Genomic DNA, 13,597 nt, shown 5'->3' with positions numbered 1-13,597 from the left:
TCTAATCACTTCCTATCTCATCTCTTAGCCTGGTCAGAATCTCACCGAGCCAGTTGGTTCCCCGCCATGTTCTGCGATAGCGGATACGCGGATCTTCTTCTGCCAGTCCAACGCCCCAGATTCGGTCATCCGGGCTTGCTTCCACAAGGGTCGTGCCACGGGTGGCGAGCAATGCGGCGAGCAGGTCTTCATTTTGTGTAAATTTGGCCTGATTGCCTTCATAAACAATGCGTTTGCAGTTTGCTTCCCATATCTCTTGGTTGAACCCGGCTACCTGTCTGCCCAGCTTTTTTTGTACTGAAGTCGAGCTTGCCTTCAAAATCTTGTCCGCCATGGCCTGATCGCCAAACAGCAGTGCTTTTTGATGCATCATGTACTGTTCAGCACTCGTATAACTGATTCCGTTCACCGTAAAATCAGCCGGATGCCACTGGGAAAAGGGTGATGCGGTACGCCAAAAAAAAGTAAACTTCTCCATAGTTCCTTATGTCCTCCTTTCAATAAAACAATTATGTTGTCATACGCTCCGGGTTCAGTCTGTATAAGCGGGAAGGACGATGTCCTGCATTGCCCGTAAACTCTCCGGTTTCGATCACCCAATCCGCAATTTTGCGCCGGAAGGCTGCAGCCAGCAGCTTTTTGCCACTAATAATCTCATAGACCTTCTGCAGGGCCGTCAGCGTAAATGTCTCGGGCATCAGATTAAAAGCAATATCCGTATATTCCACTTTGGATCGTAACCGTTCCAGCGCATAATACATGATCTTGGCATGGTCAAACGCTATGCCCTCCACTTCCAAGATGGTCATGCTGCTGCTTCGCACGCTTCCTTCCACGGCTTCCTTCACCTCAATGACAGCCGATAGCTCCTCGGTTCCGTTCGACAATGTCAGCTGCACTCTTCGTTCCGTCGTTCGACCTCGTTCATGAATATGACGTTTCTCCTCAAGGAGCCGCTGTTCTACCCTGAACCAGTCCGCATCACTCGCATCGTCGCCTGCTTCCAGTTCAAGCTCGCTGCTATCAACGAGCGCCATATACGAGCAGCTGATTACCCTTGTACGAGGATCGCGATGCACATCACCCCATGTGTACAACTGCTCCAGATAGATATCATCCAGCCCGGTCTCCGTAACCAGCTCGCGGCGTGCTGCATCTTCCAGGGATTCCTGCATGGACACGAATCCACCTGGTAATGCCCACTTCCCTATATAGGGATGACCACCGCGGCGAATCATCAGCAGCTGAAGTGCAGGCTCAGCCAGTTTGCGATAATTGGACTGAGCTTCACTCCTTATCGTGAAGACAAGCATATCTACCGTCACCGAAGGACGCTCATAATCGCCTGCATTATATGTCTCCAGAAACTGCTGCTCGCTCATATTGCCATGATTCAGATGGTCCAATGGTCGGCCCTCTGAATAACCTTCATTTGTCATATTTAAAACCCCATTCTGTTATTAACATAATGTTATTAACAATTAGATAATAAGAAGTTAACATATCTATTAGCCTTCGTCAATATTTCCCATATCAAAAAAAATAAGAACTGCTGTACGGGTTGGGATTGGGTGGGTGTTAATCGTGGTGTAAAAGTTTGACCTCTTCTGCATACAGGTGCCGGAAAATTGAAAGGGTGGATTCCGTTTTGTGTTCGCACAATATCGGAGTCAGCTCTCTTTTTTTTTGCCTGCACACCAGTTCGAAGCAGTTGTTAAACGAACAGTGTGGTAACTGCCCTAAGCCAGCCTTTCAAACTGCATCATTTCAATGTCTGAGGGAATAAATTCCTGATAAATTCCTGATTCAGGAAAAAAAGGGTTGACGGTGCAAAGTGGAGGTCTGTATACTGTGTATATTGATATATACAGTATACACAGCTTGCATAGTAAAAGTGTGAGATGGAAAGGCAGGCTTGGTGGCTAACCCGCAGCGATTATTTCAGTACAACTGTATTATATCCATTTCAATACAACTGTGTTATATTAAATTCAATTCACTCGTATTAATAAGGAGGATGTTTCGCTGGAATGAAAAGAATCGTATTATTGGATGTTCTTAGAGGATTTGCGATTATTGGTACATTGGGGACGAATATTTGGCTTTTTGCATACTTAGGCTCTCTGAACAAAATGTTTGGCGATCCGCTTCAACCCTGGTGGACCTCGGGTGATCGTTTACTGCAAACACTGATGCTTTTTCTGGTGAACGGAAAATTTCTAGGACTGCTTACTCTTCTCTTCGGGGCAGGCATGGAATTAAAGCGGCAAAAAGCACTTCGTGAAGGATATGTCTGGCCAGGGGTTTACATATGGACATGTGTGCTGCTGCTCATTGATGGATTGCTGCACTACACGTTGGTCTTGGAATACGATGTGCTGATGAGTTATGCAATTACTGGCATCATCGTGTCCTTCATCATCAACCGTTCCCGCCGCTTTATTTTGATCGTGATGGGGCTCATGGGTGGTATACATCTCATCGGAGTGGGCGGAATTACTGCACTGTTGGCCCTTACAGAAAGTGGTGCCACCTTCAATAACATGGACGTGATTGCCAAGCTATACGCCACAGGAACATGGTGGGAGCAGGTTCTATTCCGGCTGGACAACTTTGCTTTCTTTCGAACAGAGTCCATCATCATCATTCCGCTGAATATATTTCTGTTCCTGCTGGGTTCCATGCTCATGCGTGCAAACCTATTCTCAGACGAAGCATCCGGACGTCTTAGACGCCGCAAATGGATGAATTTCGGGCTTGCCGCCGGCATTCCTCTGAACCTGCTCCTGCTGGTGCCGGGAGGCAGCATGGACTTGTTTGTTCGGTACATCAGTGCACCGATCCTTACGTTCGGCTATCTTGGGCTAATCGCTTACATGCTGGAGAAAAATAGGTTCGCCGGTCTCTTCAGGCGGTTCGAAGAGATTGGCAAGATGGCATTGAGCTGTTACATTCTGCAAAACATTCTGGCTTCCGCCATCTTTTACGGATGGGGTCTGGGACTTGGTGGTTATCCCTCTTCGCTTGTGATTGTGTTACTGTGGGCCGGCATCTGTATTGTATTAATGTTATTCTCACATGCATGGCTGCTCAAATTTAAATCGGGACCGGTCGAATGGTTATGGCGCAAGCTCTCCATCTCTCCTGCCGTCAAGTCAGAGTCACGGACTGAACAGATGTAATATCAAAAAGGGTAGGGTTACCTGTAAGGGCAGCAAAGTATTTCTCTCTCTTCAGTTCGAGCTCCGGAGCCGTTCCGGAGCTCTTTTTCTTATGTTGCAAAACCTTCATCGCTCCGCCGCTGGGGATACGATGCCCTCACATATTTAATTTGACCCTACAAATGCCTTGACGATATGTAAGATCAAACTTATGATTTAGTTAGTCGACTAATTAATAGGAGGGTAGCTTATGCATTCAGCCCGCAGCGAACGGCTGCTCGGACAATTATCCGAACTTGTGAAGCTGCATCGCTATAAAGTTCATGAGAAGCTGGTTAATCACCCCGAGCTGTACCCGGGACAACCTCCACTGCTGTTCCAGCTTGACCGTGAAGATGGTCAAACCCAGAAAAGTCTGGCCGAGAAGCTTCGCCGTGCTCCTGCAACCGTTACAGTCATGCTGAAACGCATGGAAACATCGGGATATGTAAGGCGTGAAGCCGATCCGAATGACCAGCGCAGTCTGCGTGTCTATCTGACCGACCAGGGCCGCAGCGCGCTCAAGGATTTGAGTGAGGTATTTCAGGAACTGGAGCTCCAGGCTCAGGAAGGATTTACGCCGGAAGAAACGCAACTCATGTCAGCGCTTGCACAGCGCATGATTCACAACCTTCGTGAATCCTGAATGACGCTGGAATTTTTGCAAGATGATTTTAGACTTCATTAAATGAGGTGATTTCCCTATTGTGGACGTTAAAACGATTTTTGACGCCTTATAAGTCAGCCGCCATACTCGCTCCACTCCTCATGGTGCTGGAGGTAGCCATGGACCTGCTTCAGCCGAAGCTGATGTCCAGCATTGTGGATGATGGCGTACTTGCCGGTGACCTGCCCCATATTGTACGCACGGGGCTGTTCATGCTTTTGTTTGCCCTCATTGGCTGGGTTGGCGGAGCAGGCTGTACGCTCTTTTCCAGCAAAGCGTCTGTTGGATATGGCACCGATCTGCGCCAGGAGCTGTTCGATCATATTCAAACCTTTTCCTTCCGTAATCTGGACACATTCCAGGAAGGGTCGCTCATTACACGTTTAACGAGCGATATTACGCAAATGCAGACCTTTGTGCAGATGCTACTGCGAATGTTCATCCGGTCGCCGATGCTGATCATCGGCAGTATTATCATGGCATTTACGATCAGTATCAAGCTGGCGCTGATTCTCATGATGACCGTACCCGTTCTCTTTGTCATTCTGTATATTCTCATAACCGCTTCCTACCCTCTATTTGCCAGCGTGCAGAACAAGCTGGATCAAGTCAACGCCGTTCTGCAGGAAAATCTCGCTGGGATTCGTGTCGTCAAGGCTTTTGCACGGGCGGGCACGGAGAAAAAGCGTTTCAATCAATCCAATGAGGATTATACGGGAACAGCGGTGAAAGCCTGGCGTATTGTTACGCTGAATGCACCTGTACTCAGCCTGATGCTGAATGCGACCATCGTAGCCGTATTATGGTTTGGCGGGTTTCAGGTTGTAGGAGGCGATATTGCAGCCGGGGATCTGATTGCTTTTATCAACTATGTAACGGTGGTGCTCTCCTCCCTCACTTCCATCGGCATGATGATGATGAGTTACTCCCGGGCCAAGGTGTCTGCTGCGCGGATCAACGAGGTTCTACATACAGAGCCGGACATTCAGTCAGGCCAGGAAGCTCAGAGTGAGAATGCATTGCCAAATCTGGCCACTCAGGTTGGCTCCAATCCGGCATCCAGGGGTACTCGCCGACCAGGTGAGGTGGAATTCCGGGACGTTTCGTTCCGTTATGACGGCGAAGATGCTCTCACGGGAGTTAATCTTACTGCGCGAGCAGGGGAAAAAGTGGCTTTACTCGGTTCCACCGGTTCAGGCAAGACATCACTCGTGCAGCTGATCCCCCGCCTATATGATGCCTCACTCGGTGAAGTACTCGTTGGCGGCGTTAATGTACGGAACTGGGATCTTCAGCTGCTTCGCAGCAGAGTGTCCATTGTATTGCAGGAATCCATTCTGTTCAGCGGCAGCATTCGGGATAATATCAGCTTCGGCAGACCGGATGCCACGGATGCCGAGATCCGTGCGGCAGCACGGGCAGCGGCAGCGGATGAATTTATCATGAACCTGAAAGATGGATACGACACGGAGCTTGGACAGCGGGGAGTCAATCTCTCCGGAGGGCAGAAACAGCGTATTTCCATTGCGCGTGCCCTGCTCATGCGGCCGGATGTTCTTATTTTGGATGACAGTACGAGCGCAGTCGATCTGCGGACCGAAGCAAGCATTCAGAGAGCACTGCATTCCCTGATGAAAGACAGTACAACCTTTTTGATTGCACAGCGCATATCTTCGGTGAAGGATGCTGACTGCATTTACGTGCTGGATGAGGGGCGAATCGTGGCAAGTGGTACACATGACGAACTCATGGCCAATTCCACACACTATCAATCCATTTATGATTCCCAACAACGGAAGGAGGATGTTCAATTTGGCTAAACCTGCATCTTCCTCCGCGCAGCCATCTGTCGTCCCTCCTACCTTAAGACCTGGACCGGGCCGGGGACCTGTTCCGAAAGTAAGAGCCATGAATGCCAAGCACGCCATCCTGCGAGTATGGTCTTACATGGGACGTCATCGCAAAGGGGTTATCATAGCTCTGGTCCTTACCGCTCTGGGTACACTGCTTAATCTGGCGGGACCTTACCTTCTGGGCCGTGCCGTCAATGAGCATATTGTTCCGAAAGTGACAGACGGCCTTTTGAAGGACTGTCTTCTGTTACTGACGGTATATGTCCTGAGTTCGCTCATGATGTGGGGACAGTCTTATGTCATGATCGGCGTATCCCAATTGACAGTGAAGGATCTGCGTCAGGCTTTGTTCTCCAGGCTGCAGCAGCTGCCCATAAGTTTTTTTGACAAAAATCAAAGCGGAGACCTGATGAGCCGGGCTACCAATGATATCGATAACGTATCCACTACCCTGAATCAGAGTGTGACTCAGCTGATGTCCAGTGCGATCCTGCTTGTCGGTTCGCTGTCGATCATGCTTGCTCTGGATATCCGGCTGACACTTCTCAGTCTGGTGACCGTGCCGTTAATCACCATTGCGACCAAGCTGATCGCTTCCAGAACACGCAAACATTTTTCTGCCCAGCAGAAGCTGCTCGGTGAGCTGAATGGTTATGCGCAGGAAACGATCGCCGGACAAAAGGTGGTTGCCGCCTATAACCGTCAAGAACAGGCGCACCAACATTTTGAAAACCTGAATGAAAAGCTGCGTACAGCCAGTACACAGGCCCAAACCGTATCCGGGCTGGTTGGACCTACGATGAACGTCATGAACAACATTGGATTTGCCATTCTCGCAGCAGTGGGTGGATGGATGGCCTACCACAATTTAACGTCCATCGGACTGATTGTAAGCTTTCTCGCTTATTCCCGGCAGATTGAGCGGCCTCTCAACGATCTTGCGAACCAGTACAATCTGATTCAGGCAGCCATTGCCGGTGCCGAGCGTGTATTCCAGATTATGGATACTCCAAGTGAATACGATGAGAAACAGGAGAAGCAGCTGGACCACATTCAAGGCAAAGTTGTTTTTGATAATGTATCCTTTGGATACAATTCCGACAGAACGATTTTGAAAAATGTCAGCTTCACCGCGCAGCCTGGCGAGATGATTGCCCTCGTGGGACCAACGGGTGCCGGCAAAACAACCATTATTAACTTGCTCCCCCGCTTCTATGAAATTACAGGCGGAAGCATTACCATTGATGGCACGAACATCTCGGAGCTGGAGAAGGATCACCTCAGGCGCGGACTCGGCATTGTGCTGCAGGATGCCTACCTGTTCTCGGGAACCATTCGTGATAATATTGCCTACGGCAAGCCGGATGCGACCGATGAGCAGATCAGGCAGGCAGCTGAGCTGGCCAATGCCCATTCATTCATTCGCAAACTGTCCCAAGGTTACGACACCCCCATTATTGCGGGCGGAAGCAATCTGAGCCAAGGACAGCGGCAATTGCTGACGATCGCTCGGGCCATCCTCGCCGATCCGGCCATTCTCATTTTAGATGAGGCAACGAGCAGTATTGATACCCGTACGGAAATGCAGATTCAGGAGGCGATGCGCACGTTGATGAAAGATCGGACCAGCTTCGTCATCGCCCACAGATTGAGCACGATCCGGGAGGCGGATCAGATCCTGGTTATCGATTCAGGACAGATTGCCGAACGGGGTAACCACGAGGATCTCATGCAGCAAAAAGGGTTTTATTATCAGCTCCATCAAGGTCAGCTAAACTGATCCATCAACTGAGCGACAACATCAAAACGCCGCACGAAGGTTCCGTTATTTCGGACCTGTGCGGCGTTTTCGTTTGTTCTTAGAGGTAGCTTGTTAACCAATTATTCCACGGCTACTACAGGGAGCTCCAGCGTAAACGTAGAGCCGATTCCCACTTCACTTCGCACTGTAATCTCTCCATGGTGATCATGAGCAATCTTCTGGCAGAGCGATAGACCAAGCCCTGTCCCCTCTTCCTTCGTTGTATAAAATGGATTAAATATATCGGCAAGGGCCTTCTCCGGTATGCCGCTTCCCGTATCCGTGATGGATGTATATGCTTTGTCTCCTTCATGAACAAGAACAATATGTACTTCTCCGGGATCATTCATCGCTTCGAATGCGTTGCGTATCAGGTTGATTAACACCTGTACAATCTTGTCCCGATCCATGTGCACCATAACAGCATGTCCCGTCAGCTCAAGCGAAATCCGGTGACCGCGCGATGCTGCATCTGACTCGGTTAATGACAAAACACGTTCAAGGCACTGGTCCAGCTTCTCCGGTTTCATTAGATGAGCCTGCGGCTTGGAAAATTGCAGAAACTCTGCAGTCAGGTCCGTGACCCGGATCACTTCGCCCATAATCACTTCATACCATGGGGCAATATTGAACGCTTGTCCGCGTGACAGCTGCAAGAATCCACGAATCGCCGTGAGCGGATTACGGATCTCATGCGCCATGCCGGCTGCCAATTCTCCAACAGCCCGAAGCCTTTCTGAACGGTAGATCTCTTCTTCATTCTTGATCCACTTGCTGCGCTGTGCCTGAAATAACCGCTCCTCTGCAACCGTTATGAACTGCTGGAGGGTCTCTGCTGTCTCCGGATAGATCGAAATGCTATACGTGACCTGTAATCCTTTCAGATCTGTGGTTTGCATCGTGCTCATTCGTTCCTCGATACCCGCAACCTCGGGCAAAATGATCGAAAATCGATCTCCGGCATAACGGGATACCCCATATGCATCCGCAAAATGCTTGGAGATGCTCCCTCCTGTCCCCGCTATGATGGTGCTCCAATTGTCTTCCGCTTCCTTGTTGAATCCGTTGAAGTTCTGGATGTTCAAAAGAATGAGCAAAAAGGAGCGCTGCTTCTCTGCCGTCTCTTGCAGTGCATTCATATATCCTTCATAGTTGAGCAGCCCTGTAAGCGGGTCGTGCAGGGTGAGGAATTGATTTTTTTCGCGCAACCTGCGCTTTTCGGCTTCGCTGTTAATCAGCGTATGATATAGAAAAATGATAACGATTGCTGTGAGTAAATCGAATAGGGAAACCGACAATGTGTAGGCATCTATCGTTACGTAGGATAGCCGAATCCCTGTATATTGAAGAACGAGCAGAAGAGAAATGGGCAGGGTCTGCTCTACACGCTGTTTGTCCTGAATCATTGTCATGATGAGCAGGTAATATAACATGTTACACCAGTTCAATTCACTGAAATAATGGAATAAGCCAAGGAAAATCCATTGGATTTTTTGTAATACAGGATATCGTCTTTCTCCATAAATGCTAGCAACAAATAAGACACCGGCAAGGATCATCCATGTGAGGCTGGAAGTACGGTCCAAAAAATAAGAGGACAGGATTACAAGCAGGCAACCCAGTGGGAAAATAACCCTTTTCATCGTGTACGTTAGCAAACAGCCTCGCCCCCTTTGACAATCTACTCACATCTAACATTTTAATTACATGTATTATATCGATTATGACTAGCTAATGTTGTCGATTAATGGAAGCTCTCCAAATCGGAATGGATAGGGCTCATGGGTTATATACCATTTATTTAGCGTCTTGAATAGCTGTTCTGCACATAATTCATCCTTTTTCTGGTATGTTATAATACAATAATGGATTTATTTTCAATAAAAGTGGAAGTTGAAGGTGATTTTCATGGTGGAACGTAGAAGACCATACGGAGTTGGCACATTTTCTCTGCTCATTGTGGCTTTGGGATTTGCATTTAATTATGCATGGGGGCCTGAGGATTTTCGATTCAGTTATTATCTATTTCATCAGATGAATTGGCCCATCTATAGCAAAGGTGACGAAGGATTTGTCATCCCAACCGTCATCACTGCGATCTTCTGGATCCCTGCCATCATCATTGCCAGAAAACACAATGTACACTATGGTACAAGAACCGCTTCGATCTTGGCCGGAATGATGCTGCTCGTCTGTTTCATTGGCCCTTTGGCTACTGTACTCGAGTGGCTTATCTATTCTTAAACACAAAGCCAGCGCTCTGACATTCCAGAGCGCTGGCTTTGTTCTTTCCTCTCAACATAACTATTTCTTCGCCATATATTTGCGGATATCAAATGCAACGGCCGCGACTATAATCAATCCTTTAATAATCAGCTGCCAATAGGGACTTACACCGATAAAGGTAAGACCGTAGTTGATAACGCCGAAGATGAGCACACCGGCCATAACGCCCGGCACCGTACCGATGCCTCCGGCTGTTGAAACGCCGCCAACGACACATGCCGCAATGGCATCCAGCTCATACATGTTGCCGTAGTTATTCGTCGCTCCGCCTGTGCGCGCTGCCTCCAGCACACCACCCAGTCCATACAATGCTCCCGCAATGGCATATAGAGCAATCAAATTACGTGCGACGTGAATTCCCGACACATGTGCGGCCTGGATGTTACCACCAATGGCGTACATATTTTTGCCGAGACGGGTTTTGTTGAAAACGACCCAACAGATTAATGCTACTGCAATCGCAATCAGTACAATATAAGGGATCGAGTAGCCCCCGCCCAGATCAATGTAGCCTGATCCGATCACCGTGAAGTCCGATCTAAGTCCTCCAATCGGCTGCGACTGGTTGGGCTCTGTGTCAAAATAAATCGAGTTCAACCCGTAGACAGCCACCATCGTTCCCAATGTCGCGATAAATGGAGGCACATGCAGTTTGGCCACTATAATTCCATTTACCAATCCGACAATCAGACCAGCCACAATCCCGATTATAATGGGGAACCCTACCCATAAGTGAGGCAGATCCGGGAAGAACCGATTGGCATATTCGTCAATTTGCAGCATGGATGCGGATACGACAGCCGTCAGACCTACCACCCGTCCAGCAGACAAATCGACTCCGCCAGTGACAAGAATGAAGGCCGCCCCGAGTGCGATGATGGCCCGTGTGGAGGATTGCTGTAAAATATCCCGAAGTGTAGAGAAAGCAAGGAAGTTCGGGTCCGCAATGGCAATGCCGATGACAAGCAGAATAAGTACGATAAAGATGGCCCGCTGCGTTACATACTGTTTCACCTGATTGATTACTTGCGTGTTCATCTGTTTCCTCCTGTCTAAGCCATCCGCTGCTGAGCGGCCAGCCTCATAATATCCTGCTCTGTGGCCTCGGCTCCATCTACAATGCCGGTCAGCCTTCCTTCACTCATCACCATGATCCGGTCGGACATCCCAAGCAGTTCGGGCATCTCCGAGCTGATCATGATAATGCTTTTGCCCTGACGAGCCAGTTCCGTAATAATGGTGTATATTTCAAACTTCGCGCCCACATCAATGCCACGCGTTGGTTCATCAAGCAGCAGAATCTCCGGGCTGGTCAATAGCCAACGTGCCAGAAGCACTTTCTGTTGATTCCCCCCAGACAGGTTGCGAATCAGCGTGTTAACTGAAGGCGTTTTGGTTCTGAACTTCTGGACTTGCTCCCGTGCCTCTTCGCGTCCCTTCTTCTCATCCAGCAGTCCGACCCGGTTTCGGTACCTTCCCAGACTCGCAATGATCGTATTTTCATACACGGACAACACCGGAAATATGCCCGTAACCCTACGTTCCTCGGTCAATAGCGCCATATGATGACGTTTCGCCGCGGCCGGTGAGTTAATCTTCACCTTGCGTCCATGAATCGAGATTGTACCCGAAGAAAGACCGCGCAGTCCGAACAAGGATTCGATCAGTTCCGTCCGCTGCGCTCCAACGAGTCCGCCAATGCCCAGCACTTCGCCTTTTCGGAGTTCAAACGTAATATCCCTGAACGAGTGGGCCTGACTCGATGTTAACCCTTCCGCCTTCAAGATCACTTCGCCCGGAACGTTGGTCCGTTCCGGAAAGCGTTCGTCCAGATCCCGTCCAACCATGCGGGTAATGATCAGATCGGTAGTCAGATCAGCGGCATCCCAGGTACCGACAACAAACCCGTCACGCATAATGGTGACTTCGTCCGAAATCGTGAGGATTTCCTCCATTTTGTGTGAGATGTATATAATCGACACACCCCGGCTGCGAAGCTCGTTAATGATGGTGAACAGCTGCTCGACTTCTTTGCCTGTCAGAGATGAGGTTGGCTCATCCATAACAATGACTTTCGATTGAAAAGAGACCGCTTTGGCGATTTCCATGGATTGTATTTTGGACACCGATAACGTTCCTGCCTGTGCCTTCGGGTCGATATCCAGATTCAGGTCTTTAAACAAGGCCAAGGTATCAGCGTACATCTTCTTCTCGTCGACCAGTAACCCTCTCATCGGGAAACGTCCCAGCCATATATTCTCCATCACAGGACGATGAGGCACCGGATTCAGCTCCTGGTGGATCATGGATATGCCGTGTTTCAGTGCTGCTTTGGAATTCGGAATATCCACTTCTATTCCATCTATTCGAATCGTTCCTTCATCCGGTCGGTACATGCCAAACAGACATTTCATCAGTGTCGATTTGCCCGCTCCATTCTCTCCCATCAGGGCGTGGACCGTTCCGGGCTTAACCCTCAGGGTTACCTGACTGAGTGCCTGCACACCCGGGAAACCCTTCGAAATCCCGTCCATTTCCAGCAGATATGGTGATGCCATGTTGGTTCCTCCCTTCCATATGCCCAGAAAAAAGGACGCCACCTATTAAGACGGACGTCCCTCTCTGCTGCTGTTATTGGGCGTCGGCAATGTTGTCTTTCGTAATTTTCTTGTAGGCGATCCAGACATATTTGCCATCCGTAATGTCATACCCCGTATTTTCCTTCGTCGGCGTCTCACCCTTGGCGAGTGCAGCAGCCAAAGCCACCGTTGCAGCCCCTTGGTTCTTCGCATCATTCAGTACGGTGCCCAGCATCGTGCCGTCCTGAAGCGCCTGAATGGCAGGAGCGGTTGCATCCACACCAACGACAGGCATTGCCTTGCCGTCCTTGAAGTATCCTGCTGCCTTCAGTGCTTCGATGGCACCGAGTGCCATGTCGTCATTGTTGGCAAGTACAGCTTCAATCTTATCGCCGTGGGAAGCGAGGAACGCCTGCATTTTCTCCTGTCCTTTGACCCGATCCCACATCGCCGTGTCTTCTGCCAGTGCCTCTACTTCAATACCGGCATCCTGGATCGCCTGTACGGAGTATTTGGTCCGCAGCTCTGCATCCTGGTGACCCGGCTCGCCTTTCAGCATGACGTATTGCAGTTTGCCGTCTCCGTTTTTGTCCGCTTCGGGATGGGCTTTCCAGTAATCCACAATCAGCTGGCCGGAGATCGTACCCGACTCTTCCGCCTTGGCACCAACGTAGTACACCTTATCCCATTTATTCATGTCTTCGGCAACCGGCTCACGGTTCAGGAACACGACAGGAATGCTTGCCGCCTTGGCCTTGTCAATGATGACGCCTGCCGCAGTCCGGTCAACCGGATTCACAGCCATCGCGCTGTATTTCTTGGATACAAACAGGTCCACTTTCTCATTTTGGGTCGGCTGTGCGTTCTGGCTATCCACGATATCGAGTGTGGCTTTGCCTTCTGCTGCTGCCGTCATCGCATTCCGTACGCCCGTCATGAACGTATCATCGAATTTGTAGATCGCAACGCCAATTTTCGGCGTCTCCGTTCCTCCTGCTGCCTGCTCTTCCGTACCCGTTCCCGTACTTCCGCCCGCACTGTCTCCACCGCTGCTGCAGCCCGCGGCCGCAATCATGAATGCAGTAAGCAGCAGTGTCATCCACGTTTTCTTCATATCCTAATGACCTCCCCCAAGTTCATTCGGCTTCACCGATGTCTTTATTATGAAAGGGTTTACACGATTTTCGAATACAATATCTTCATCTGTTTTA

At 49.5% G+C, this 13,597-nt stretch carries 11 protein-coding genes; 5 read left to right on the top strand and 6 right to left on the bottom strand.

Annotated features, from left to right (window positions below):
- Nucleotide 1 precedes the first annotated feature (1 nt).
- Both CHH60_RS22025 and CHH60_RS22020 read right to left on the bottom strand, forming a co-directional pair.
- Nucleotides 2-478 carry an NADAR family protein gene (locus tag CHH60_RS22025; protein WP_095361167.1) on the bottom strand — a complete coding sequence of 159 codons (477 nt, stop codon included), beginning with the start codon at nt 476-478 and terminating at the stop codon, nt 2-4.
- Nucleotides 479-509: 31 nt separating this feature from the next.
- Nucleotides 510-1,439: an NUDIX hydrolase gene (locus tag CHH60_RS22020; protein ID WP_095361166.1), complete on the bottom strand. Its 930-nt coding sequence runs from the start codon at nt 1,437-1,439 to the stop codon at nt 510-512.
- 591 nt (nt 1,440-2,030) lie between these two features.
- On the opposite strand from CHH60_RS22020, the gene CHH60_RS22015 reads away from it, so the two are divergent.
- From CHH60_RS22015 to CHH60_RS22000, 4 genes are all read left to right on the top strand, one after another.
- Nucleotides 2,031-3,182, top strand: coding sequence for a DUF418 domain-containing protein (locus CHH60_RS22015; RefSeq protein WP_095361165.1), 1,152 nt, complete (start codon nt 2,031-2,033; stop codon nt 3,180-3,182).
- Between the two features lie 229 nt (nt 3,183-3,411).
- Nucleotides 3,412-3,846, top strand: a complete 435-nt coding sequence (locus CHH60_RS22010) for a MarR family winged helix-turn-helix transcriptional regulator (protein WP_095361164.1) — start codon at nt 3,412-3,414, stop codon at nt 3,844-3,846.
- Between the two features lie 59 nt (nt 3,847-3,905).
- Nucleotides 3,906-5,687: an ABC transporter ATP-binding protein gene (locus tag CHH60_RS22005; RefSeq protein ID WP_095361163.1), complete on the top strand. Its 1,782-nt coding sequence runs from the start codon at nt 3,906-3,908 to the stop codon at nt 5,685-5,687.
- Nucleotides 5,671-7,500, top strand: coding sequence for an ABC transporter ATP-binding protein (locus CHH60_RS22000; protein WP_095361162.1), 1,830 nt, complete (start codon nt 5,671-5,673; stop codon nt 7,498-7,500). The genes CHH60_RS22005 and CHH60_RS22000 overlap by 17 nt, the downstream gene beginning before the upstream one ends.
- A 101-nt stretch (nt 7,501-7,601) precedes the next feature.
- Here the strand turns inward: CHH60_RS22000 and CHH60_RS21995 are convergent, their stop codons facing one another.
- Nucleotides 7,602-8,933 carry an ATP-binding protein gene (locus CHH60_RS21995; RefSeq protein WP_255248042.1) on the bottom strand — a complete coding sequence of 444 codons (1,332 nt, stop codon included), beginning with the start codon at nt 8,931-8,933 and terminating at the stop codon, nt 7,602-7,604.
- A gap of 499 nt (nt 8,934-9,432) precedes the next feature.
- Here CHH60_RS21995 and CHH60_RS21990 point away from each other — a divergent pair, with 499 nt between their 5' ends.
- On the top strand, nt 9,433-9,765 hold the full coding sequence (locus tag CHH60_RS21990) for a hypothetical protein (protein WP_176476166.1): 333 nt from the start codon (nt 9,433-9,435) through the stop codon (nt 9,763-9,765).
- Nucleotides 9,766-9,825: 60 nt separating this feature from the next.
- Here CHH60_RS21990 and mglC read toward each other — a convergent pair whose 3' ends face one another.
- From mglC to CHH60_RS21975, 3 genes are all read right to left on the bottom strand, one after another.
- Nucleotides 9,826-10,845 carry a galactose/methyl galactoside ABC transporter permease MglC gene (gene mglC / locus CHH60_RS21985; RefSeq protein ID WP_095361160.1) on the bottom strand — a complete coding sequence of 340 codons (1,020 nt, stop codon included), beginning with the start codon at nt 10,843-10,845 and terminating at the stop codon, nt 9,826-9,828.
- Nucleotides 10,846-10,859: 14 nt separating this feature from the next.
- Nucleotides 10,860-12,365: a sugar ABC transporter ATP-binding protein gene (locus tag CHH60_RS21980; protein ID WP_095361159.1), complete on the bottom strand. Its 1,506-nt coding sequence runs from the start codon at nt 12,363-12,365 to the stop codon at nt 10,860-10,862.
- A gap of 73 nt (nt 12,366-12,438) precedes the next feature.
- A complete protein-coding gene (locus CHH60_RS21975) occupies nt 12,439-13,500 on the bottom strand; it encodes a galactose ABC transporter substrate-binding protein (RefSeq protein WP_095361158.1) in 1,062 nt (353 codons plus the stop codon).
- Nucleotides 13,501-13,597 lie beyond the last annotated feature (97 nt).

The organism is Paenibacillus sp. 7523-1 (assembly GCF_002276415.1).
Classification (GTDB): domain Bacteria; phylum Bacillota; class Bacilli; order Paenibacillales; family Paenibacillaceae; genus Paenibacillus; species Paenibacillus illinoisensis_A.
This window is presented reverse-complemented; position numbering and strand designations above follow the sequence as displayed.

Bases quoted from the DNA above. Each gene is read 5' to 3' on its own strand.
- CHH60_RS22020 (WP_095361166.1), bottom strand. From the start codon at position 1,439: ATGACAAATGAAGGTTATTCAGAGGGCCGACCATTGGACCATCTGAAT.
- mglC (WP_095361160.1), bottom strand. From the start codon at position 10,845: ATGAACACGCAAGTAATCAATCAGGTGAAACAGTATGTAACGCAGCGG.
- CHH60_RS21975 (WP_095361158.1), bottom strand. From the start codon at position 13,500: ATGAAGAAAACGTGGATGACACTGCTGCTTACTGCATTCATGATTGCG.
- CHH60_RS21995 (WP_255248042.1), bottom strand. From the start codon at position 8,933: ATGACAATGATTCAGGACAAACAGCGTGTAGAGCAGACCCTGCCCATT.
- CHH60_RS21980 (WP_095361159.1), bottom strand. From the start codon at position 12,365: ATGGCATCACCATATCTGCTGGAAATGGACGGGATTTCGAAGGGTTTC.
- CHH60_RS22015 (WP_095361165.1), top strand. From the start codon at position 2,031: ATGAAAAGAATCGTATTATTGGATGTTCTTAGAGGATTTGCGATTATT.
- CHH60_RS22025 (WP_095361167.1), bottom strand. From the start codon at position 478: ATGGAGAAGTTTACTTTTTTTTGGCGTACCGCATCACCCTTTTCCCAG.
- CHH60_RS22000 (WP_095361162.1), top strand. From the start codon at position 5,671: ATGTTCAATTTGGCTAAACCTGCATCTTCCTCCGCGCAGCCATCTGTC.
- CHH60_RS22010 (WP_095361164.1), top strand. From the start codon at position 3,412: ATGCATTCAGCCCGCAGCGAACGGCTGCTCGGACAATTATCCGAACTT.